The 24,129-nt window shown below is 52.0% G+C and carries 21 protein-coding genes; 9 read left to right on the top strand and 12 right to left on the bottom strand.

What is annotated here, in order from left to right:
- Positions 1–81 precede the first annotated feature (81 nt).
- Entirely contained in the window at positions 82–1,350 is a 1,269-nt protein-coding gene (locus tag L1S32_RS11840) for a serpin family protein (RefSeq protein ID WP_278155304.1), read from the top strand.
- Positions 1,351–1,492: 142 nt separating this feature from the next.
- Here the strand turns inward: L1S32_RS11840 and dnaJ are convergent, their stop codons facing one another.
- The 8 genes from dnaJ to L1S32_RS11880 form a co-directional block, all read right to left on the bottom strand.
- Positions 1,493–2,563: a molecular chaperone DnaJ gene (gene dnaJ / locus L1S32_RS11845; RefSeq protein ID WP_278155305.1), complete on the bottom strand. Its 1,071-nt coding sequence runs from the start codon at positions 2,561–2,563 to the stop codon at positions 1,493–1,495.
- Positions 2,564–2,580: 17 nt separating this feature from the next.
- Positions 2,581–4,461 carry a molecular chaperone DnaK gene (dnaK, locus tag L1S32_RS11850; RefSeq protein WP_278155306.1) on the bottom strand — a complete coding sequence of 627 codons (1,881 nt, stop codon included), beginning with the start codon at positions 4,459–4,461 and terminating at the stop codon, positions 2,581–2,583.
- Positions 4,454–4,981, bottom strand: coding sequence for a nucleotide exchange factor GrpE (locus tag L1S32_RS11855; protein ID WP_278155307.1), 528 nt, complete (start codon positions 4,979–4,981; stop codon positions 4,454–4,456). Before L1S32_RS11855 ends, dnaK begins: the two co-directional genes overlap by 8 nt.
- Before the next feature lie 424 nt (positions 4,982–5,405).
- Positions 5,406–5,642 carry a hypothetical protein gene (locus L1S32_RS11860; protein ID WP_278155308.1) on the bottom strand — a complete coding sequence of 79 codons (237 nt, stop codon included), beginning with the start codon at positions 5,640–5,642 and terminating at the stop codon, positions 5,406–5,408.
- Between the two features lie 3 nt (positions 5,643–5,645).
- Positions 5,646–6,587 carry a DUF4367 domain-containing protein gene (locus L1S32_RS11865; protein ID WP_278155309.1) on the bottom strand — a complete coding sequence of 314 codons (942 nt, stop codon included), beginning with the start codon at positions 6,585–6,587 and terminating at the stop codon, positions 5,646–5,648.
- Between the two features lie 686 nt (positions 6,588–7,273).
- Positions 7,274–8,023 (bottom strand): SagB/ThcOx family dehydrogenase, encoded by a 750-nt coding sequence (locus L1S32_RS11870; protein WP_278155310.1) that lies wholly within the window; start codon positions 8,021–8,023, stop codon positions 7,274–7,276.
- A 125-nt stretch (positions 8,024–8,148) separates the two neighbouring features.
- A complete protein-coding gene (locus L1S32_RS11875) occupies positions 8,149–8,433 on the bottom strand; it encodes a hypothetical protein (protein WP_278155311.1) in 285 nt (94 codons plus the stop codon).
- A gap of 115 nt (positions 8,434–8,548) precedes the next feature.
- A complete protein-coding gene (locus tag L1S32_RS11880) occupies positions 8,549–8,944 on the bottom strand; it encodes an alpha/beta hydrolase (protein WP_278155312.1) in 396 nt (131 codons plus the stop codon).
- Between the two features lie 591 nt (positions 8,945–9,535).
- Between L1S32_RS11880 and L1S32_RS11885 the strand changes: the two genes are divergently transcribed.
- From L1S32_RS11885 to L1S32_RS11910, 6 genes are all read left to right on the top strand, one after another.
- Positions 9,536–12,481, top strand: a complete 2,946-nt coding sequence (locus L1S32_RS11885; RefSeq protein ID WP_278155313.1) for a PAS domain-containing protein — start codon at positions 9,536–9,538, stop codon at positions 12,479–12,481.
- Between the two features lie 400 nt (positions 12,482–12,881).
- Positions 12,882–13,253, top strand: coding sequence for a HEAT repeat domain-containing protein (locus tag L1S32_RS11890; RefSeq protein WP_278155314.1), 372 nt, complete (start codon positions 12,882–12,884; stop codon positions 13,251–13,253).
- 423 nt (positions 13,254–13,676) lie between these two features.
- Complete coding sequence (locus L1S32_RS11895) at positions 13,677–16,400, top strand: UPF0182 family protein (RefSeq protein WP_278155315.1); 2,724 nt, start codon at positions 13,677–13,679, stop codon at positions 16,398–16,400.
- Between the two features lie 65 nt (positions 16,401–16,465).
- Entirely contained in the window at positions 16,466–17,074 is a 609-nt protein-coding gene (locus L1S32_RS11900) for a uracil-DNA glycosylase (protein WP_278155316.1), read from the top strand.
- On the top strand, positions 17,071–17,544 hold the full coding sequence (locus tag L1S32_RS11905) for a flavodoxin family protein (RefSeq protein WP_278155317.1): 474 nt from the start codon (positions 17,071–17,073) through the stop codon (positions 17,542–17,544). Before L1S32_RS11900 ends, L1S32_RS11905 begins: the two co-directional genes overlap by 4 nt.
- On the top strand, positions 17,508–17,657 hold the full coding sequence (locus tag L1S32_RS11910) for a hypothetical protein (protein ID WP_278155318.1): 150 nt from the start codon (positions 17,508–17,510) through the stop codon (positions 17,655–17,657). The genes L1S32_RS11905 and L1S32_RS11910 overlap by 37 nt, the downstream gene beginning before the upstream one ends.
- Positions 17,658–17,789: 132 nt before the next feature.
- Here L1S32_RS11910 and L1S32_RS11915 read toward each other — a convergent pair whose 3' ends face one another.
- From L1S32_RS11915 to L1S32_RS11930, 4 genes are read right to left on the bottom strand one after another with little or no spacing between them, the layout of a single operon-like run.
- On the bottom strand, positions 17,790–19,280 hold the full coding sequence (locus L1S32_RS11915; RefSeq protein WP_278155319.1) for a hypothetical protein: 1,491 nt from the start codon (positions 19,278–19,280) through the stop codon (positions 17,790–17,792).
- Positions 19,277–20,245: a VWA domain-containing protein gene (locus L1S32_RS11920; protein WP_278155320.1), complete on the bottom strand. Its 969-nt coding sequence runs from the start codon at positions 20,243–20,245 to the stop codon at positions 19,277–19,279. The genes L1S32_RS11915 and L1S32_RS11920 overlap by 4 nt, the downstream gene beginning before the upstream one ends.
- A gap of 3 nt (positions 20,246–20,248) precedes the next feature.
- Positions 20,249–21,163, bottom strand: coding sequence for a DUF58 domain-containing protein (locus L1S32_RS11925; RefSeq protein WP_278155321.1), 915 nt, complete (start codon positions 21,161–21,163; stop codon positions 20,249–20,251).
- Positions 21,160–22,206 (bottom strand): MoxR family ATPase, encoded by a 1,047-nt coding sequence (locus tag L1S32_RS11930; RefSeq protein ID WP_278155322.1) that lies wholly within the window; start codon positions 22,204–22,206, stop codon positions 21,160–21,162. Before L1S32_RS11930 ends, L1S32_RS11925 begins: the two co-directional genes overlap by 4 nt.
- A 410-nt stretch (positions 22,207–22,616) precedes the next feature.
- On the opposite strand from L1S32_RS11930, the gene L1S32_RS11935 reads away from it, so the two are divergent.
- Complete coding sequence (locus L1S32_RS11935; RefSeq protein WP_278155323.1) at positions 22,617–23,321, top strand: ABC transporter substrate-binding protein; 705 nt, start codon at positions 22,617–22,619, stop codon at positions 23,319–23,321.
- Positions 23,318–24,127, top strand: a complete 810-nt coding sequence (locus L1S32_RS11940) for a hypothetical protein (protein ID WP_278155324.1) — start codon at positions 23,318–23,320, stop codon at positions 24,125–24,127. Before L1S32_RS11935 ends, L1S32_RS11940 begins: the two co-directional genes overlap by 4 nt.
- The last annotated feature ends 2 nt before the right edge of the window (positions 24,128–24,129 follow it).

Consider the following 24,129-nt stretch of genomic DNA (forward strand, 5'->3'; position numbering starts at 1 on the left):
GTTCGGCAAATTCCTTCTATAACTGCGAAACGGTTCGAAATTATGGCCACAATTATATAAAATGAACCCTTATTGCTCTGCATGAAGAAACAGGCATTCCTTATCGGGGCTGCAGCCTGCATCATCCTTCTCTGCACCTTTTTTGCCGGGTGCACTGATACGGATGGCGGCCCTGAAGAAACCCCGCCTGCCACGGAAGGTGCGGATGATATTCTGGAGGCAAATACCCTCTTTGCATATGACCTGTACCACACGCTCAGCAGCGATAAAGAGTATGCAGAGCAGAACATCTTCTTCTCGCCCTACAGCATCTCAACTGCCCTTGCGCTGACCTATGAAGGGGCGAAGGGGGCCACGGCAGAGGAGATACGTTCGGTCTTTTATTTCCCGGTGGATGACGCCGTCCGGCAGGAAGGCTATGCGGCCCTCATCGCAGGGCTGAACAGTCCCGATGCCGCGTACATGCTCAGCACGGCAAATGCACTCTGGGCAGAAGAGAGCTACCCGTTCCTCCCTGCATATACCGGAATAGCACAGCAGTATTACGCAGCGGAAGTCAGGAATATGGACTTTATCTCTTCTCCTGAAGAGTCGCGACTGACGATTAACCGGTGGGTGGAGGACCGGACCGAAGACCGGATTACAGACCTCATACCCCAAGGGGCCATCACTCCCCTCACACGCCTTGTGATTACAAATGCCGTCTACTTCAAGGGGACATGGGTGCTGCAGTTTGATGAAAACAAGACACAACCGGCAGTATTTCGTACAGGGCAGGGCAAGTCTGTCACGGTGGATATGATGCAGAGGACTGATGATGACGCCATCTACCCCTACGCCGAGACAGACGACCTGCAAATTCTCAGGATGCCGTATGAGCATGAAAGCGGGAAGGCACTCTCCATGCTGGTCCTTCTCCCGAAAGATGGCGACATCACCACAGCAGAAGCCGCCCTCGGCACCACGGAACTTGCGGAAGCCGTTTCCTCAATGGAAGAAAGGCAGGTGGAGGTATTCTTCCCGAAGTTCACCCTTGAGACCACCTATTTCCTGCCTGACACCCTTGCGGTGATGGGGATGCCGACCGCATTCGGGGATGAAGCAGATTTCTCCGGCATGGACAACACCCGTTTCCTCTTCATCACCGATGTCATTCACAAGGCCTTTGTGGAGGTCAATGAAGAAGGAACCGAGGCCGCCGCTGCGACTGCGGTTATTGTCGGACGTGCGGTATCGGTAGAGAGCCCTGTTCCGGTATTCCGGGCGGACCACCCGTTTGTCTTCATGATCACCGATGACGAAACCGGGATGTTGCTCTTTATGGGACGGGTGGCAGATCCGACGGCCTGACACCTGACCTGACAGTCCCCCCCTTTTTCCTCTTTTTCAGGACACCCTTTTCCGGGTGAAAATCCTTAACCGAAAAAATGGGTGAAAACCAAAAAAAAAGGAAAACTCACACTGTTCATTGCGTCGGGAAACGTTTTTGCATTTAAGTAAGACCGGAAAAGACTGCACTCACCTGCTCTCTCTGTTTCTGAGTCAGGTTCTTCGGAATATTTACAAAAACCTTTACCAGCAGGTCACCCCGTCTGTCCGACCCTAAAAATGGCATTCCCTGCCCCCGGAGCCGGAAGGTGGTATGGCTCTGGGTGCCCGGCGGAATCGTGAGGCGTGCCGTTCCTGTGAGGGTCTGTACGGTAATCTCGCCCCCCAGCAGGGCGGTGCGCAGGCCGATGGCGGTCGTACTCTGGAGGTCTGCACCGTGCCGTTCAAATGACGGGTGGGGCCTGACATGGACAACGGCATACAGGTCGCCGGGGGGACCCTGTCGCATGCCGGGTTCTCCTTCGCCTGCAATCCGCAGGAACTGGCCGTCTCTCACTCCCCGGGGAATGGAGACCTCAATCCGTCTGGTTTTCCGTATCGTCCCGCTTCCGTGGCAGGTTTCACAGGCTTTTCCGATTATCTTTCCCCGTCCGCCGCAGTCCGGGCACGGGGCGATGGTCATGACCTGCTGCTGACCGCTCTGCTGCACCCGGCGGATTTCGCCGGTTCCCTTGCAGGTGGGGCAGTCCCGCATAAATCCGGGTTGTCCGCCGGTGCCGTGGCAGGTCGTGCACTCGTAATCATGCGGAACTTCAACCGTGTTTTTTATTCCGTAGAATGCGTCATTCAGGGAGATCTCGATATCATACCTGAGATCCGCCCCTGCTCTGCTCTGCGGCCTTCCGGTTCGTCCCGTCCGCCCGGAGAAGACGTCAAAGATGTCACCCAGGCCAAAGTCGCGGAAGAGATCATCATAACTCGGCGTCTGATACCCGGCAAAGTCGCCGGGGGTAAATGCTGCAGACCCCACCTGATCATACTCGGCTTTTTTCTGCGGGTCTGAGAGCACCTGGTAGGCTTCGTTGATCTCCTTGAACTTTGCTTCTGCCTCTTTACTGCCTTTGTTGAGGTCCGGGTGATATTTTCGTGCAAGCTGGCGGAACGATTTTTTTATTTCATCCGGTGACGCATCCCGGCTGACTCCCAGCGTTTCATAGTAATCCTTTTTATCCATTCATCGGTGACCAGTGGTTATTTCTCGTCATGAACCTCGAAATCGGCATCAACGACATCTTCACCGCCTTTTTGGCCAGCCCCTCCTGTCTGTTCTCCGCCGCCTGCATATCCTGCCTGCGGCCCTTCCGCCTGCGCCTGCTGCTGAGCGGACTGCTGGTATATGGCGGAGCCTGCCTCACTCAGGGCTGTGCGGAGACGTTCGGTTTCCGATTTGATTGCACCGGTATCCTTCCCTTCGAGCGCCGCCTTCAGAGCCGTAATCGCAGCGTTCACCTTATCGGTCATTTCGGTGTTTAATTTGCCTGAGAGCTCTGCAAGTGTCTTTTCTCCGGTGTAGATGAGCGAATCGGCGATGTTGCGGACCTCGACCTCCTCTTTTCGTCTGCGGTCCTCCTCTTCATACTGTTCCGCCTCATTCACCATCTTGTTGACATCGGTCTCCGAGAGTTTTGTCGAGGCGGTGATCGTCATCTTCTGCTCTTTGCCGGTGCCGATATCCTTTGCAGAGACATTGAGGATGCCGGATGAGTCGATATCAAACGTGACCTCAATCTGGGGGATACCCCGTGGTGCGGGGGCGATGCCCACGAGGTTGAACTGCCCAAGGCTTACATTGTCGGCGGCCATGGGCCGTTCACCCTGAAGTACATGTACTGTAACAGATGTCTGGAGGTCTGCTGCCGTGGTGAATATCTGGCTCTTTTTGGTGGGGATGGTGGTGTTTCTCTCAATCAGTTCGGTCCGAACGCCCCCCAGCGTCTCAATGCCGAGTGTCAGGGGTGTGACATCCAGAAGCACCATGTCAGTTATTTCACCGGCGAGAATCGCCCCCTGAATGGCTGCCCCGATGGCAACACATTCCATCGGATCAATCCCGCGTTCCGCTTTTCTTCCGATATGGTCCTCGATAAATTTCTGTACAACCGGCATCCTCGTCGGTCCGCCGACAAGAATGACCTTCTGGATGTCGTCCTTTGTCAGTTTGGCGTCCTTTAATGCCTGTTCAAACGGGTGGATGCAGCGCTTGATGGTTGGTTCAATCAGCTGTTCAAGTTTTGAGCGTGAGAGTTTCATCGAGAGGTGTTTGGGCCCTTCCTGCGTAGCGGAGACATACGGGAGATTTATTTCTGTTTCAAGCACGGTCGAGAGTTCTATTTTTGCCTTCTCAGCGGCCTCTTTCACCCGGTTGATGGCCATTTTGTCGTTTCTGATGTCAACCCCTTCAAGTCTCTTGAACTCAGAGGCAATCCATTCATACACGGCATTGTCCATGTCAGTGCCGCCGAGATGGGTGTCGCCGGAGGTGGCAAGCACGGTGAATGTGCCCCCGCCGAACTCCATGATCGTCACATCAAGCGTCCCGCCGCCCAGATCAAAGACGAGAATTTTATACTCACCACCGCGGTCAAGCCCGTATGCCATCGAAGCGGCGGTGGGTTCGTTTACCAGCCTGACGACATCGAGACCGGCAATTTTTCCGGCATCCTTCGTCGCGGTCCTTTGGTTGTCGTTGAAATAGGCAGGGACCGTGATGACCGCTTTGGTCACGGTCTCTCCCAGAAATGCCTCTGCATCCCGTTTGATCTTTTTTAAGAGGAACCCTGAGATCTGCTGGGGCGTGTAGTCCTTGTTGTGAATGTGGTAGATGTGGCTGGTGCCAATCTGCCGCTTTGCTGCGGTGACCGTCCCCTCAGGGTTGCTCACCGCCTGCCTGCGTGCCGGCTCCCCCACAAGCAGCTGGTCGTCCGCCGTGAACGCGATATAGGAGGGAAACATCTTTCCGGCGACGGTTGCCCCCTCTGCCGAAGGGATGATGGTGGGTTTGCCGCCCAGCATCACTGCCGCCTCGCTGTTGGATGTTCCCAGGTCTATCCCGATTATCTTTTCTTTACCCATTTTTCTCACCTTTTCCTTTCGAAACGTTCTCTGCAACCATGACCTTCGACGGCCGGATGACCTTCGATTTCAGGGAGTATCCTTTGCCGATCTCTTCGACAATGGTGCCGGATTCGTCGGTGCATTGCTTCCTGCAGATGACCTCGTGGAGAAGCGGATCCGATTTTTTCCCAATGCACTCAATGGGTTCCAACCCGTAATCTGACAGTATTTTGACCATCTTCTGGTATACCATCCTGACTCCCTCCCGGTTTTTCTCATCCTCAAGTGACGGCAGCGACTGTTCAAAATCGTCAAGGATGACAAGGAGGTCTTTTATCAGGTTCTCGTTTGCACGGGCAATGACTGACCCTTTCTCTTTTTCAGACCATTTCCGGAAATTGTCAAACTCGGCCTGGAGATATTTCAGCCGCTCTAGTCTCTCCTCGGCGAGAATCGTCTGCTCGGAAAGCTTTTTTTTCAGCTGTTCAATCTCTTCGGCCGGTTTGGTTTTTCCCGGTCCCCCATGATCTGCGGCCATTAATGAGGTGCTTTCCTTCTCTGCGGATATTTAAGGTTTGCCTCGCACTGACAATTCCTGTTTCATGGTATGGGGAGTCATCCATGGGTTGATGATCACGCTGTGGAGGTATGAAACGGTATCGGCTTCCGGATGCGGATTGCACATAAATCCGGAGTCAATGGACGGCAACAACCAAAGCAAAAGAAGGAGGGGGTAAGACATGCAGGGGAATATACAGCAGCAAACGCCTGCAGAACCGGACCCGGGCCGTGGGATGAGGGGGCTGGTATCGAAAAAGGGAATGGATTTGCTCCATCGGAATCTCTTCTGAGATTGCCACTCATTTATATATGATCCCTGCCTGATATTTCAGGTATTTTTGCTCCTGACATGTATCCGAATCTGATTTGATGGTGTGCGGCCATACCCGGTAACAATCACCTCAACATACCCTTTTAGCATAATACATCCCTTCCCGCTCTTCGCGATGCAAAAAGACATACGCTCCCGGCGGGGTGGCCGCTGTTGTTCTGACGGTTACTTCCGGGAAGTAGGTCTCTTTTGGATAGGCCATGAAATCCGCAGGCGACACCGAGAACTCCATTCCGTCCGGCATGGGCAGGAGATTGGAAGGCATCTCATACCGGGAGACACGGGAGGTGATAGGGAGGTGCACCATCCCTTAGCCCTTTTCCCGTGATTCAGCGACAATCTGGCCGGTGTTTTCTGTTCCCGCCTTCACGGTGATGGTGTCCGGACAGAAGATGACCGGGGTGCCGAAGTGGGATACACCGGGGGTGATGAGATCCCCCGGTGCGGCGGACGGGGTCGGGGTTGGCGTTGCCGGGCCGCCGAAGGGGGCCACCGACCGGGCGACCCTCTGCAGTTCTTCGGGTTCGAGGTTCCCCCACAGCCAGTATGATGTGTTATCTGCTGTGGTCCATGAGATCTGCGTCTCACCAGTTCCCTGCACGACCTTCGCCTCTGCGTCGTTCACCATTATTGTGGTGTACTTTGGCATGGAGATGGCAAAGGCCCATGGCGGGTCACCTGCACCGGTCTGCACCAGAAGCAGCCGGTCGTCTGCGGCGGTATAGTATATGTGACGCCGGGGGCAGGGCTCGCCAAAGACCTGAACGCTGGAAAACCCGTAGCCTTCAGGCACATAGTAGGGAGCCGCAAGTCTGCATCCGGGGCCGGGCGCCGCTGCTGCCGCCTCCAGCGTTGTATATTCTTCCGGCGGGCCGGTCTGCATGCAGGGCATCGGTTCTTTGATGTACTGCCAGTACCTGCTGACAACGGTCCTGTCTGGTATGTCAACGAATACATGGTAGACGGACGACTGGTTGGTGACGTGGAATGTGACCTCGGTGCCAATCCATGAGATGGCTCCCTCCGGCCCGGTTGATTCAAATCGACCGGGTCCCACATGCACAATCTCATACGCCCCGGTGTCGGCCGGGATATTCTCCTGCACCTCCGGGTCGGCAAGAGCAATGGCAATGGCCGATTCCGATGTATTCCCCGCCGGGGTGTCCGCCCCGTCATTCAGACACCCGGCGGCGAGCACCAGAATGAGACAGGCGCAGCAACACCATGCCTGCCATCCGTTCCTCCCTTTCATGATGTGAGAGTGTGCCACGGCTGTTCCGATAAGGATTCCTCCGGAGAGCAATGAAAAGGGGTTGACGACCTGCCCGTGGATGCCGGAGAAACGGTGTCTGCCGAATGAGTAATAATTCGGGTGAGAAGAATGGAAAGGACAGGGGGATTGCGTCCCCCGGAAGATGTGGCCCTGACACAAAAATCCGTACGACCGTGGTTCTACTGCGTGAAAGCGTCCCCGGGGACTGATTTGTGACGGTTCACTCCCCGGTCAGGGGTGTATCACATCTGGGGCACTTCATGCTCCAGCAGGGAACCGTCGGTGTTCGCCCGGTTTCATACCCGCACCGGGGGCAGACACATCTTTTCGGTGGAATGCTGCGGCGCTGGACTTCTTTGCCAATTGGAATGTCTGTCATTCGTACCGGGGGTATCTCCTCTGCATCCCCTTAAGGATTTGTACGAATTCTGCTGGGCTAAAGATTTGTTTTCGCTGTGCAGGGGCAGCCATCAGGTAAGCATTGGTGGCATATGCCTGCAGACCTGTCCGGCAGTGAGAGAATGAAATCCGGAACCAAGTACCGACAGTCCGGCGTCCTCCCTCTCCGTGAAAATGGGATGGTCTCGCTTGAGAGTCAGGGCTGTTACAGGCATCCTTTCGGCTTATCGTATGGAGTTCAGGAGCATCAGCAGGATATCCTGAGATCAGTGTATTCTGGTGGTAATTTTGCCCACGGTTGCAATATAGATGACAAACTGGGATTCCCCGTCAAGGCCGAGGAGCTGGTTCATCGCTTCATCATCAAATGCCCCGATGGCACAGACGCCGCATCCGACGGCCTCGGCACCGAGATAGAGGTTCTGGCAGGCATGGCCCGCGTCGAGAAAGAGATACCGGTATCCCCGTTCACTGTAGCGCCATGTCATCCTATAGGGCACCGCCGTCCAGATGATGGTGACCGCATTCTTCTTTGCAAACTGCTGATAGAGGCATGCATGGAATATGTTGTCGGCGATGCCCGGTTCAGCGCTGATTTCTGCAAGCAGGTGCTCGATGGCGAGGTAGCGGTACAGGCCCGGTGACACGCCCTCCACATTATTGACGAGCACATACGTCTCGAATGCATGCCGGGCACCGGCGGACGGCACCGTCCGGAACGTATACTCTCCCGTGACCTCCCGTTTCACCCCCTGTGAGCACCAGAGCAGAAAAGAGAGCTCTTCAGGCGTGATCGGCTCCTTCCGGTATGTCCGTCTGCTTTCCCGGTGGAGGATGGCATCCCGGAGATCGATATGCGGCACCGTGAGTGAAGCGGGAGCAGGCAGTCGGATTGCCTCTCCGTTTCCGGGGCAGGGGAGCTCCACCGGCGGCTGGGGGAGGCCCATCATCTGGCCTGATGGCTCAAGATACGGGTATTGTGTCTTCTTCAGAAATTCCTGACCTGTTTTCTTCATATTGTCACCACCTGAGCATATTCTCATGAAACTCCGGGGAGTTCAGGGGCAGATAGGCAGTGTTATCCTAAGGTCTTTTCCCCTGTTCCGGGTGTATGGAAGCACCCCGCTCCGGATGCCATCTGTTATTGCTGACCCATCTCTGCATCTGCCGTATCAAAGATCAGGCCCTGATACCGGAACGGTAAGAGGTGTCCCTCACCCCCGGGGAGGTGAAGTTCACAGGGGGGAGCATGCTCTGCGATATGGTGTCCATATGCAACCGGGACCAGAGGGTCCTCTGTGCCATGAAAGACATGCAGACGACAGGGAATCTCAGCAATGGAAACCCCCCCGTCGACATAGTGGACTGTAGCATCGGTGGTAACTCCACGGCTTCCCTGACGGAATGCTTCTCTCTCCCCTTCCATGAAGCACTCCTTAAAAATGGGTCTGCTGTGATCGCAATATCCGCGTTGCAGAGATCCTTCATGAATGCGGAATAGTATGCGTCAGGGATGAATTTTTCACTCGCCCCTAATCAGATCAAAGAAGAGCCGGAAGAGGCAGGGATGGGTCTTTGAGGGCTACTGATGTCTGGTCCATTTTGGACTTCGGGTAATTGCTGGCACCAGGCATCCCGGTGAAATTCGTGTACCCGGCAAAGGTCATATTAAAGATGAGGCGCTGTGGGATGCCATATCCGCTGACCGTCGTATGGGTGCCGCCGCCGGACCAGCCGGTAACCCCGAATCTCTCAATACCGGGGTGTTCTGCGATTGCGGCGATATCAGCCTGATAGTCAGGCAGGCGGCGTCCTTCCTGATATGTTGATTCCCCCATTTCCAGCCGATCGGTGGTGATTATGCGGTATCCCCGTTGTGCTGCACTCCTCTCAAACCGTTTTTCCTTCGAGTGGTGAATCCTGCCCCCTGTGTGCATGAAAAACAGGGATTCCTTCGGGATTACCACAATCAGTGTAGGCAAGGGTGCGGTCGTCTTTCAGGGTAATATGACGGATCTCCATAGCAGGGATTGCACCCTGGTGGGATGTAATGATTTCTTTGTCTGCTGTCAGGACCGGTCCTCATGCTGTATCACTCCTCGCTTCGCTCCCTGTTTATCCGATTGACAGACGCTGTTTCTTTAGCACCAGAGACAGATGGTTTGAGCGGTAATAAGGTATTTATATGGGTATGTTTTTCCGATGATGAATGACTATATATATTGCGCGCAGACTGTATGTGAATGATTATAATCCGGCCAATTTTTCTTTAAATGCCTGTTTAAGACCTTTATTGTCAATTATTATGTAAAATTGCCCATATGTGGAATAATATGGGTGTTTGTTGGAAATAACTCCTATAATACTATTTGTTTAATATCAGCATTAAACTAATGAAATTAAATTAATTGGCCTATGATTCAAAAAACGATAAGAATTATACTCAGGAATAAAATGTTCCACGTATGGAGAGGTATCATCCGGAGCTTTCTCACATAAAGGAACTGCTGAGATCTCATCCCCGGGGAATGACAATAATTGATATTTCTCAGAAAATTGGCATCAACAGAAATTCGGTGGCCAAATATCTGGACGTACTCCTCATCTCCGGCCAGGTGGAGATGCATGCGGTGGGAACGGCAAAATTATACTTTCTTTCCAAAAGGGTTCCTATTTCCGCAATGCTGAGTCTCTCATCGGACTATATTATCGTCTTTGACAGTGCCCTGACCATTCAGTACATCAATCAGAAAGTATTGGATTTTGAGGGCATTACCCGCGAAGAGGCACTTGGAATCCATATCGACAATATCTCTCTCTCCCTTCTGAGGGATGAGGAAATCCTTGAGAAAATCCGGGATGTCGATCTCGAACGCCAATTTTGCAAGGATGTCTCCATTAGCCATGAAGATGGAGAATATTATTTTAAGGCTAAGATTATCCCAACGATATTTGAAGGAGGCACCCGCGGCATCAGCGTGATTCTGGAGGACAATACTCCCCAGAAACGGTATGAACTCTCACTTGAGGAACAGAAATCACTGTATCAGGAGATGGTGGAGGACCAGACCGAGTTAATCTCCCGCTGGTTGCCGGACGGTACCCACATCTATGTCAATGATGCCTACTGCCGGTACTTTCTGAGAGAAAAAGACAAAATCATAGGAAAACGGTTCAAACCGGGAGTTCATCCCGATGACTGTCCACTCCTCACCAAACATCTCAGATCACTGACACGGGTGACTCCTGTTGCGAGTATCGAACAGAGAATCATCATGCCTGACGGGTCTGTCAGGTGGCAGCAGTTCACCGACCGGGCTTTTTTCGATGAAAATGATAACATCACTGAATATCTCTCCGTCGGTCGTGATATCACCAATCGAAAAATTCTCGAAAGAAGGGAGAAGGAAACCCTTGCAGACCTCAAATATCTCTCGGAAACATCTATCAAATTCGTAAGCATGTTCCATGAGGAGGATATCTTCCGGTATATCGGTGAATCCATACGCCTGTTATTGCCGGATTCAAATGTTGCTATCATCAAAATTCAGGAACAAAGTCTTCAGGGGGTTGTCGGTGCCTGTTTCGGCAGCGAAAAACTCCAGCATGTCGTGGGTGAGACGTTTGAACTGGAGGAGTCTTACGCAGATCTCGCCTACTCACGTACTCTGACAGAAATTTTAGTGCCCAGGATCAGGGCCCTGATCAAAAAATCTGATAAAGAGAGCCCTCTTCCCAGGATCGACAAGGTTGCCCCGCCAAAACGAAGGTTCACAATGAACATTCTCCAGAAAGACGGTTCTCTGTGCAACCTGCTCATCAGCATTCCCGTCACAAGCTCCCTGCGAAAGGTGGAGCTTCTTGAAACCATAATCAATCAGGCATCCGTTGCATTGCGTCGCTGCCGGGCGGAAAAGGAACTTTGGATCAAGGAGAGTGCCATCATGTCATCGATTGACGGCATCATGATCTGTGACAGGAATGCGGCCATCACCTATGTAAATACTTCTTTTCTGAATATGTTCGGATATTCCGAACCTGCAGAAGTTCAGGGAAGATCGCTTTTCTCGTTCATCCTGCAGGGCAAAACGCTCGAAAAAGGGATGGATCTATTCTGGCAGAAAGGGGGATGGAAAGGAGAGCGCACCGGGATCAGAAAAGACGGGAGCCATTTTTATGTCCATATATCCGGAAGTGCGGTGGACGATCAGCGCTGCAGCCCTCAGTGTCTGCTTGTGTCTCTGGTTGACATTACCAAGCGGAAACAAACTGAGATGTCAAGGGCCTTTCTTGCGCCGATAGCCGAATGGTCAGAGAAGGCTATCATTGGTATCACCCTTGAAAAAGAGATCATATCATGGAATCCTGCAGCTGTGAAATATCTGGGATACACAGAGGAAGAGATCCTAGGCAGCACCTTTTCTGTTCTTGTTCCCCCCAATAATACCGAAATTGATGATATTTTCAGCAGAATGAATGAAGGTCAGACGATTCGGTCTGATACGATCATTCTCAGGCGCAAAGATGGATATCTGGGATCATTTTCTGTGACATTCACTCCTGTGAGGGACTATAAAGGCCATATCTATGGTATTTCCATCATGGGGAGTGACATATCAAAAGAGATCCCCCTGAAAGAGAAGCTTGACCATGTCCAAACATTGCAGAAGACCATGGAAGAGAATGTTCCTGTTCCTCTCCTCAAAGTGGTGGGGAATGAAGTGACATATGTAAATCCATGCTTGCTTCATCTGTTTGAAAAAGCCGATCCAAAGAGTTTCATTGGAAAGAATATTCACGATGTCGTGACGTTCAGGAGGGATTTGGGTTCACACGGAAACGGTGCGAATGCACCACCGGGGAGTGTCGAACGCCAGATGGCAACAATAGAACTTAATGATGGAAGCGAAAAAGAAGTTGCCGCAACAATTTTCCGGGATTATATTGGACAGGGTGTCTGGATATTTTTTGAGAACTCTTCCCGATCATCTGAGTATGATACTCTTCTCAAAGAGATCGAAGAGAAACTCAGGAAGGATCTCATAAAAGCGATTGAAGTTATCGGTGTTGAGCTCGGTTCAAAGAATAGGGTTGAAGAGGAGCTTAAAAATGAAATTGCGCTGCATCGTGAGCTTGAAAACAATATTTTGGGGTGTGTATTCCTCCTTGATCAGAATAGTAACCTTGTTCACATGAATTCTGCTCTGGCAGAGACCGCCGGAGTCATGCCTGAGGATGCTATTGGAAAACCGCTGGACTCGGCCCTGAACGGCTTCATCACCAAAGGGATATTTGAGGATGAGGCGAAAGACGTTCTGCTTGGTTCTGAGGTGGTTGTGCATCATGATGCGGTTGTCGGAGATGACAGGAACAGCTGGAAGACACGTCTCATTCCTCTGATAGTTGAGCCCGGTCAACTGAGAGGGATTGTGGGAATTTCCCAGAAGGCCCCGCTCCTCCGGAATGAGAACTAATTGTTCTGACGCCTGAGGGATGTATAAGCCGGCACCATCGGTCATTTGTCATCCCGTGACGGTTTTCCTTGTGTTTATACACGATTTTTTGACAGATTTTCTGATTAGTTCTCCATTTATTTCGATTTTAAATCAAATTTATATCAATATGTGGGATAATGTATCCAATTCCGTCAAAATGTGGCTGTCAGTATGGTATTAATGAGCAAATGCCAAATCAAATTATTATTTAATGTTTCTAATAATGTCTATTATTCCGTTAATTCAGCATTTTCGCCCTACGGGGGCGCATTGCTGATTCGCATGGCGTAAATTAATAAAAAGATAATTCCTATTAGAATATGTCGCTGCCGCATATACTGAAGATGTGTATCGGCACTAATGTGACAGGATAGATACTATGCCAGAGAAAACCTATCAAAGACTTATTGACCAAGAAACGAATGAACGCTGTTGTGTCGCTTCCGAACTGGAGACCTATGGCAAACCGGCCTTACAGTACCTTGTGCTTGCTCTTAAAGATTCAGACAAATGGGTCAGAGTCGTCTCTGCTGATGCCCTTGGCAACATTGGCGATTCAGGAGCTGTCGATGCACTGATTGAAGCCCTGGGTGATAGTGATCAGGATGTTCGTTTCACTGCTACGGGAGCGCTTGGGAAGATTGGAGATCCACGAGCTGCTGATTCCTTAAGGCTGGTAATGGAAACGGATCATCACTTCATTGCCAGTGCTGCAGAGGATGCACTTGAACAGATGGGACAGAAATACTGAGATTCAATCTCAATAATACCATAAATCATACCTCGAACACGATGTGGTTTCCTGAATTCCTTCCGGAGCCATCGATTCAATAATTACCTGATATTACCCTTTTATTTCCCCATTCTGGGATGATTCATTCGCACTCTTTACTCCATCGGTGGTTTTCCCGGTAATCTGTGTTTATTCTCTTTTTTTCCATTATAGGGAACCCCGATCGCCTCTTTGTAACCTTTGTTCATGGTCTGCAGCAATCGGTGAAATTTTAAAACGACACCGGAGAAGATATTTCGGTGCACAAATAATCTCAGGAACGCGTGCGTGAACAATCTACTGCTATTCAGGCGTATTTTTGAGGAATAATTCGAAGCATTCTGCGCAATGTTATTCCCAACCTTTTTTTAGTATAACCACATCTCTTCCCAGAGTGATTCCATGAACCGTCAAAGACTAATTATTGCCGGCATTGCCATCCTTGTCTTTATACTGGTTCTGTTCGGCCTTCTCGGCGATTGGTACTGGTTTGTCGCCATCGGGTATGAGGATGTGTTCCTCTCCATTCTTTCAATCCGTATCGTGCTGTTTGCCATCGCAACTGCCGTATTCTTTGGATTTGCCTATCTGAATATCCGGTATGCGGCCGGAAAGGCTGCCCTCCTGCAGGGAGATACATCGGACGGATTTTCGATTGCGGTCTTTTTTGCGGGATTGTTGGCGTTTTTTACCGGACTCAGCATCTCCGGCTCGTGGGAGACAGTGTATAAATATCTCAATCAGGCGCCTTTTAGCATAACTGAACCGATATTCGGGCTTGATGTCGGATTTTATGTATTCTCACTCCCGTTCTACAATCTTGTTCTCAATCTCTGTATTGCCCTCTTCATCCTGACCATTCTGCTCTCCGGCCTCCCGTATCTTGCCGGTCTTCCGGGAAATATCTTCAGAAGCCGGGTATTTTACCGGTCTGAGGGTGGTGGTGAAGGTGAGGCCGGATTCGGATATGAGAGCGGCCCCTCCCTGAAACAGACGATACAGGCATTTTTGCCGCAGTTAAACGCCCTGCTCTTTCTCACCTTCGCAGCACTGGCCGTCCGCCTCTGGCTTGCCCGGTTCGATCTGCTTTTCTCTGAAACCGGTGCGGTGGTCGGGGCCGGGTATACCGCGGTTCATGTCACCCTGCCGGTGCTCACCATCCTTGCCGGTGTGGCGTTTGTCATTGGCATCGGGTTTCTGATCAATGAGAAGTTCGAACGCATTGAGGTCATTACCTACGGCATCGCCGCCTTTGTGGCGATCGCGTTTATCGGTATTATTGCCGGTGCGGTTGTACAGGGGCTTATCGTTGAGCCCAATGAGCTGAATCTGGAGGAGCAGTATCTGGACTATAACATCCGGTTCACGCTTGCTAGCTACGACCTTGATACGGCCGATGAGGCGCTCTTCCCGGTTGCCTATAATCTGACAGCAGCAGACATACGCGAGAATGATGCGACCATCAAAAACATCCGCCTCTGGGACTGGCGTCCGCTCAAGACTACCTATGAGCAGCTTCAGCTCTTCCGGACATACTACGATTTCAATGACGTGGATGTCGACCGCTACCACTTTGACGGCACCTACAAGGAGGTCCTTGTCTCGGCACGGGAGATGAACATACGGGGCCTCCAGCCGCAGGCACAGACGTGGGTGAACACGCATCTGATCTACACTCACGGGTATGGCGCCGTGATGAACCCGGTCGATGAAGTGACGGACGACGGCCTCCCGGTATTCTATCTGAAGGACATTCCGCCATCATCGCCCTATTTCACTCTTGAAGAGCCGCGTATTTATTACGGTGAGGAGACCGGAAATTATGTCGTGACGGGCACCACAACAGAAGAGTTTGACTATCCGGCAGGAGATCAGAATGCCTATCATGTCTATGACGGGCAGGGCGGCGTCGGCATGGATAATTTTGTAAAACGGCTCATCTACGGAATGAAATTTGGCTCTGTTGAGCTGCTGGTGTCAGGATCGCTCACGGATAAGAGCAAAATTCTCTTCCACCGCAATATTGCTGACCGTGCCCAGACCATCGCCCCGTTCCTCTCCTATGACTCCGATCCCTACGTCGTGGTGGCCGATGACCGCCTCTACTGGATCATCGACGCCTACACCACCGCAGACCGCTTCCCTTACGCTGAGCCGTTTGTTGTCTCCACGGTCGGGGGACAGCGGCTCAACTACATCAGAAACAGTGTAAAAGTGGTCGTTGATGCCTACAACGGGGATATCACCTACTACGTCGTCGACCCGGAAGACCCTCTCATCAGGACCTATGATAATATCTTCCCCGGCTTTTTCAAAGAGTTTGCAGAGATGCCCGAATCGCTCAAGAGTCATGTCCGCTATCCGCAGGGGCTCTTCCAGGTGCAGGCGATGCTCTATGCCACCTATCATATGAAGGATCCCCGCGTCTTCTATAACAAAGAGGATGCATGGGTCATCCCCGATGAGATCTACCGCGGCTCCCGCCAGCAGATGCAGCCGTATTATGTCATCATGGACCTGCCCGGCGAGCAGTCGGAGGAGTTCATCCTGATGCTGCCCTTCACCCCGCGGAACAAGGAGAATATGATCGGGTGGATGGCCGCCCGTTCTGACGGCGACGCCTACGGGTCGCTTGTGGTCTACCAGTTCTCCAAACAGGAGCTCACCTATGGCCCGATGCAGATCGAGGCCCGGATTGATCAGGATACCGAGATATCACAGGACATCACCCTCTGGTCGCAGTCCGGCTCGTCCGTGCTCCGGGGTAATACCCTTGTCATACCCATAGAGGATTCCATCATCTATGTTGAACCTCTGTATCTGGAGGCAACGGAGAAAGGCACGCTCCCGCAGCTCAAAAGGGTGATCGTCGCTTATGGTGACCGGCTGACGATGCAGGACACGCTGGGGGAGGCGCTTGCCGTCATCTTCGGTGGCGAGACCGGCGATATCAGTGATACCGGAGAGGCCGGTCCCGGTGAACTGCCTCCGGTGAGCGAAAGTGATATGGCAAAGCTTGCACGCATCGCTGAACTCTATGATCTTGCCAGTAAGGCCCTTGATGACGGGGACCTTGGGCTGTACCAGAAATATTTTGATGAGATAGGAAAGGTCGCGTCATCCTGATCGGGCGGATGCAAACCGCATCTTTTCTTTCTTTCAAAATCCAACTTTTTTCAGGAGCACACGAGATGACCACTGATCACGAACGCACTGCGTTGGACGAAGCGGTCCGCACCTGCACCCGCTGCCCGCTTGCAGAAACGCGGACCCACGCCGTCCCCGGTGATGGGCCTGTCCCCACCCGTATTCTCTTCATCGGGGAGGCACCGGGCAGAAATGAAGATCTTCAGGGGATGCCCTTTGTGGGCCGGGCGGGGAGCATCCTCGACGGCCTTCTCGCAGGAATCGGCGTTGCCCGTGATGAAGTATTTATAACAAACATCGTCAAGTGCCGCCCGCCGAAAAACCGGGACCCGACGACAGAGGAGATTGAGGCCTGCCGGCCCTACCTTGAGCGCCAGCTTGGCCTGCTCTGTCCGGAGGTTATTGTCCCTCTCGGCCGGTTTGCGATGCGGTGGGTGCTCGAGTCGTATGGCATTACGCCCGGCCCTATCTCCGAGGTGCATGGTGCGGTTTTCCGTATCCGGAATGGTGGATGCGAGCAGGTTGTCATCCCCGTGTATCACCCGGCAGCCACCATATACCGGCCCGCATTCCGTGAGGTGCTGGCGGCTGACTTCGAAACGATTCGGGCGGTGCTCAAGGGTCCCCGTGTCTGTGAAACGGAGGAGCAATGAAAATTCTTGGCTTATCAGGCAGTCCGCGGGCGGGCGGGAACACCGATACCCTGCTCGGGGCATTGCTTGCAGGTGCGGCCTCAGCGGGGGCTGAAACAGATGCGGTACATCTCCGCGATTATGCCATCCATCCCTGCACAGGCTGTGAACGCTGCCGCAAAGACCTCACCTGCACCCGTTTTATGGACGGCATGCATCTCCTGTACGCGAAGATTGAGGCGGCAGACGGCCTCATCATTGGCTCACCGACCTACAACTACAATATCACCCCGGAGATGAAGGCCTTCATCGACCGTCTGTATCCCTATTATCGGTTCTCAGCAGAGCGGCCGGGCCCGTATTCGAGCCTCTTTCAGGGCCGTGACAGGAAGGCGCTGGTCTTCTCGGTCGCAGAACAGACAACACCTGAGGAGCGGGGGTTTCCATTGAGGCGATGCAGCGGCCGCTTGAGGCGCTGGGATTTACGGTGACGGATACGTTGCCGGCTGAAGGATACTTTAAGAAGGGTGCGGTTGCCGGGGACCCTGCCATGCAGGAGCAGGCACGGGAGGCAGGCAGACGGTTTGCCTGCGGGCATCTGTGATCGGGGCGATGAGTATGCTCTGCCACATTCCGGAGTGTTCGGATTATCCGGGCGGGGGAATATGGAAGCTTCAATACGTTCGGTCGGGATGAAAGGAAACCCCTTTCCTTTTTTGCAGGGAAAATATTGAGATCAGTCCTGTATCAGGGATCTGATCTCCGCAATCAGCGTTCTGAATTCAGCCTCCGTAATCTCCTCTCCGGAATACCGTTGCCGTTCGGTGGCTGTGAGTATGCTGATGGTCTGTTCGCTGTTATGCTGATCCGTATGCTCCAGCAGGTATGCCCTGCACTCAGAGTCTGAAATCTCCTTTCCGGAAAAGCGTTCTGCAGCGACCTTCATCCTGAGGACCCGCACCGCCATGCTGACGGCTTCTTTTCGGTGTCCCCGGAAAAAGAGCAATTCGGTGGCATGCAGTGCATCCGTACCATAAAAATCCTGAATGTCGGCAAACTCCTCTGTGGCATTCCCGGTCCCGGAAGGGTCCGGTCTGTACATATAATAGAAATATATCACAATGGCGTTGAGACAGGCAAATATCAGGATCAAAAGTGGCAGGACATAGAACGGAAGAATGTCGTCTTTTCGGATACTGACTGCTTTAACACTCCCGTTAACCGATTCCGCCCGGATTTCTGCTGCATAGATGCCTTTGGTGTAGAGGATTGTTATATCCGAATTATCGGATGATATGTTTATCTCTGTCCCTGAACGCACAAATCCCTCAGACTCCGTCTGTGAGATGAGAATTCCGAATGTCTCATTCTCCATAAAAACCGGCGGCAGGGCGATGAATGCAGTGGTATTTTCAAAAATTTTTTCAATGACGCCTTCATGTACCGTTCCCGAAAGGGAGACTGTCGCATCATGTTCGTCGCGGTAGAGCGATGAAAACACACCGGAGTTATTTTCTCCGGCATTGACGGCAAGGGAGAGCCGTGAAAAATTCTGGTCATACAGGGAGCCGTTGACGCCCCGGAAGACCGGATCACTTTTGATTGCTGCTGTCAGTGCATTTTTCCGCAATTCCCGTTCAATCTGTTCTTCCAGCAAGGTCCGTTTCAGTGCTTCAGCATCGGAGTATTCTTCTGATGCCTGTACCCCGTCGGGTGTCGTTCCCGATGCATAGGAGGTGGTATCCTGTGTTTCCGCTTTTATTCCGGAGGAGCTTTTCACCGGTGCCGAAGCGGTCTCTTCCGCTTCCGGTGTATCCTCATCCTGTGGTACTTCATTGCTGAAGCTGAGGCTGATTCCCGGTAAATCCGAACTATATACTGGTCCGTTTCCATATTCAAATGAGATATCGACAATATATTCGGTGCCCTCTCCGGCATTGCCTGCGGAGACATAATAGATCTCCTCCCCGGAAAAGGCCGTGATTTGCTTGCTCTGTGAAGAGGAGTATTCACCGGTCAGGGGGTCTTTCAGCCGTATCACCATCGTGCCGGGAACATCTCTGCCCATGTTGTTGGTTATCTGAACCGGAATCCGGGATTCCTCACCCGGCATAAACTGATACTGACCGGAGCCGGTCGAAAGAAACAGTGCGTCATCCTCTGCGGCAACGATGCCTGATGATGCGGCCGCAAGAAACAGGATGAAGAGGAGGAATTTCGTCCTCACGGAACTGCCTGCCTCCTTCCGAATGCTATAAGAAATGCAGCTAACAGGGCAATTGCGCCTGCAATATAGCAGATCCGGCTGACATCCGTCTCCTCTGATTCCCGGACAATCTCCTGATTAAGTCCTGCATAAATCTCTTCCAGCGTGTCCTCATTGACGGAGTGGTAGTAGTACCCGCCGGTTTCTTCTGCAATGAATTTCAGGTTCTCCTCATCAAGATTCGCATAGAGCGGATTTCCGAATGAGTCATAGTCATACAGTACCGGCTCTGCTGATCCAAGGCCGATGGTGAATACCTGAATATTTCTCGTCTTTGCAAATGACACAGCCTCTTGAGGGGTAATGTCCCCTGCATTATTCTCACCGTCCGAGAGGAGGATGACGACTTTTCGTTTGTCAGGGATGGCATCCGCCATGTCGGTTGCGAGTGCGAGTCCTTCTCCGATGGCCGTATTTCCGTCTCTCTGGTTTATTGCCATCAGTTTCCGGCCGACCTTCTCCTTGTCGGGACTCAGGTAGGCGGCGGATGATGCACCGGAATCAAATGTTACGATCCCCGCAAAGTCCTTTTCACCCAGACTGTTTATCAGAATGAGAGCAGACGTCTTTGCCACTTCCAGCCGGTTTGGTTTATAATCGGTTGCCTGCATACTTCCGGATACATCCATCGCCAGAACGACATTGACGCCTTCTTTGTCGGTTTCAAGGGGGATATGCGGGCCCGCAAGGCCGATGATGAGGACGGTCAGTGCCAGAAGAAGCAGGATGAACACCGTCTTTTTCGGGGTGAGAGAGGTTTTCCGTGTGTCAGATTTAGCTGCTGCCTGCGCCGCCTTTGCAAAGGAGAGGCGGGAAAATTCAAGAGCACGACGCTGGCTGTGTTTTTCATAATACCAATAATAATACAGCAGGACCGGAATTGCTATCAGGGCGGACAGAAACTCCGGGTGATAAAATCCGGCCATGGGTTATGCAGCCCCCCCGAAAAACGTCTGTAATTTAAAAAACACATCCCGGTAGGGGTCAGATGTATCGACCGGTAATGCCGGAATCCTGTTCTTGCGGAAAAAGCCGGTAAGCCTTTCCTCGTGCGCCTCTGCAATCCGGCGGTAGTGTTCCCTGAATATCCGGTCTGAGGTGTCAATAAGCAGCTGTTCGCCTGTTTCAGGATCGATCAGCTCGATAGGGCCCACATCCGGGATCTCCGTCTCGTGTCCGTCTGAAACCCGTATCGCCTGCACGTCATGCCGTCTTTTGAGGAGGGCAACGGCATCCTCAAAGGAGGGCGAGTCAAAATCAGAGATGATGATAATCCGGGATTTGCGTTTCAGTCTTCCCAGAAGAAACTCTGCTGCCATACCGATATCCGTCTCTGGTGAGCGAGGGGTGTGCGAGATGATGGTATTGATGACTGATGCAGCGTGGTTTTTCCCCTTTCGTGCCGGGATATATTTCTCAGCTGTTCCGGTGAATAGCAGGACTCCTGCTGCGTCCCCGTCTTTCAGTACCGAATAGATGATGGTGGCCGCAACCTCGAGAATCTTAACATCCTTGGACACATCCGCCCCGAAAGATGATGATGCCGAGCGGTCTATCACGAGATAGACAGTCCGCTCCTGCTCTTCATGATATACTCTCACATGGGGTTTTCCGGTTCGTGCGGTGATATTCCAGTCCATTGACCGGATGTCGTCCCCGTAGACATACTCCCGGATATCCGCAAGGTCAATTCCCTGGCTTCTGGAGAGCGATGTGTGCATCCCGGTCTGGTTCCTCTGTGCATATGCGCGGGTAACGATGCGTATCTGCCTGACGCTCTTCAGGCATTCCTCGGCTGAATATCCTGATAATGCCGAGACTCTCTCTTTCTTTGCGTTCTTCACGGGATCTTCACCCGTGAGAGGATTTCACCGATGATGTCTTCGGTGTGGATACCGTCTGCTTCCGCCTCGTAATTGAGGAGTATCCTGTGTCTGAGCACCGGATATGCCATCTCCCTGATGTCGTCGGGGGTGACATATGTCCTCTTCTCACGAAGCGTCTTTGCCTTTGCACAGACTATCAGGCTGATGGATGCCCGTGGAGATGCACCGAATGCGATGTACTCTTTGAGGTCAATGCCGTATTTCTCCGGGTGCCGCGTTGCATCAACCATTTCAGCGGCGTACCGTTCCACCAGGGTGCTGCAGTGAATTGAGCGGGTATATGACTGGATCTCCAGAATATCCTGTTTATCAAGGGTCTGTTGGGCAGACGGACAATTCTGTCCGGTGAACTGCTGGATTATTCGAATCTCCTCGTCTATCGAGGGGTAATCCATCAGGATTTTCAGCATAAACCGGTCCGTCTGTGCTTCGGGCAGGGGATAGGTGCCTTCCGACTCGATGGGGTTTTGTGTTGCGAGAACAAAGAAGGGCAAAGACAGGGGGTGGCTGTCGCCCTGAATAGTGACCTGTTTCTCCTGCATCGCTTCCAGCAGCGCGGACTGCACTTTAGGTGGTGCACGGTTTATTTCATCTGCCAGCACGATGTTTGAAAAGACCGGCCCTTTTACGGTCTCAAAGGATGAATTTTCGAACCGGTATATCTTCGTCCCGGTGATGTCTGCCGGAAGGAGGTCGGGGGTAAACTGAAGCCGGGTATATGAGCATCCGGTGCAGTCGGAGAGGGTTTTTACAAGGAGGGTCTTTGCAATGCCGGGCACGCCTTCAAGAAGCACATGCCCTCCTGCTGCGAAGGCAATGATTAACTGTTGAATTGCATCTTCCTGTCCGATGACAACCCTTTTGATTTCTGATTCCAGAAGGGCCAGTTTGTCTGAATATGCCTGAAGGTCAGCATCCTGACCGGGATCAGAAATGAGGGGGGGGTGGATATTCTCAATAATATCCGGTGCCTGAATGGTTCTTTCGTATTCATCGGGCATGATACTCAAAGATCTAATATGGTGTTAAACACTTATGAATTTGTCAGGTCTCCGGAATCGTGTGTGAATGTCAGGTGGTCTCGATGTTAATTTTGTAAAATTAACTTATTTTGGATATTTGTCGAAAATGTGAAGAGATTTATACATTGGCTGAAAGAACATTAGAACACTGATCCAGAAATTTTCAAAAATGAAGATTAATTATTTTTGATTACTCTGGCTGGTTGCTATGGACAGATGCACTTAAAAATCAGGTTTTAAAATCAGGCTTTCCCGTGTTTCAATCGGTATCGATGAAACCTGTGATTTTCATGGTTTTCATTGCCGGTATGCCTCTGTCTGATAGTACTATCCGACCATAACTACTGCTCATTTACCCTTAGATAATGCACTAACCGGAGAGGATGAAAATGAAAATATATCTTGCAATGGACGACACGGACAGCCTGAACTCGCGCGGCACAGGGAAACTGGCACGGGCTACAGGGGCAGAGATCGCAAAGGAATTCCACGTTGACGGCATCTCCCGCCACCAGCTCTTTGTGCATGAGGATATCCCCTTCACCTCGCACAACAGCTGTGCGGTGATTCACATCGAGGCACGGGAGCGGGATGACAAGGAGTGGATCTTTGAGACTGCAAAGGAGTGCATGCTCAATGATTTTATTGACGGGAGTGATCCCGGCATTGCCGTTGCCTGCGCAGATGAGATTTTGCCTCCCCTGATTGCGTACGGCAGGGATGCACAGAAGATCGTTTTGAACCAGGAAAAGGCCCGGACACTCGCAGCCAATCTCGGAATCCGGCTCGAAGGTCTGGGCGGCACAGAAGACGGCGTGATTGGCACGATGGCCGGTCTTGGTCTTGCCAAAGGCGGCAATGACGGCAGATACCTGATGTGCGGCAAAATCAGGGATATGTCGGGCCCTGCTGATGTTGAGACGCTCCTTGAGGGGGGTATTGATGCGGTCTATACCGTGGACGGGCATATCGTCCGGGATGGCAGAATTATCATCAAAGAAGGGAAATCCGCGAAGCCCTGTCCGGTTGACGGCAGAAAGATTCTGTTTGTTGAGAAAATTGACGGGCAGTTCCATGCTGTGAAACGAGGATGACGGCCCCTGATATCTTCAAAAAACGGATTGCCATTGCATTTGCCGTTCTGGTAATTTTTGCCGGGGGCATGCTGGCACTGCAGATTGCCGGTGAGGAATGGATTAAGGGTATCAGTCCCGATACCATCACACCTCTTATTGATACCGGAATGAAGGAGACCTTTTATCGGGACGACTTCAATTATGGTCCGCAGCAGTGGAGGCCATTTAAAGAACCGCTGAATATTTCGAACACGGCGTATGGCGATACCGAATGGTATCTGATGTTTGTGAAAGCGAATGCAACCCCGTACGGGGGCAATCCCGCTCTGCACCGGAGAGGGAATGTGCAGGTAAATTATTCGTTTACGAATCTTGCCGGGACTGCTGCGTTTCATGTTATAGGGTTTGATGCAACGGCGAAGTGCCGGACCAACGGACAGGACGGCTATGGCGCCTCTTCGTATTTTGTTACCGGAACCGCTGCGGCAGGCGCCGTCTCCCCTTCCTCTGCACCGATGACATCATGGAATAATGTGGCCGTTCTGCCGCCGGGCGAGTATGACACCGATGAGGGGCCTGAACCGTATTATTACTTCATCCATTTTGATCCCCTCTCCGGGGGGGTCGGCGCTGTGCATATCACGGACAGTCCGGACTTGCTGAAAGGCGGGGTCATTGAAACCGATGCGCAGTCGGGACAGTTTTACATCACCCATACGGGGGGCAGTCTGCTTGATGATGTGCTGCTCGTCGTCTGTGTGAATGAAGTGCAGCCGGAAGACTTCAGGCTTGATATTGAGACGTCGTTTGTGAGGAGAGAGTAGAA

This window comes from Methanogenium sp. S4BF, assembly GCF_029633965.1.
GTDB lineage: Archaea > Halobacteriota > Methanomicrobia > Methanomicrobiales > Methanomicrobiaceae > Methanogenium.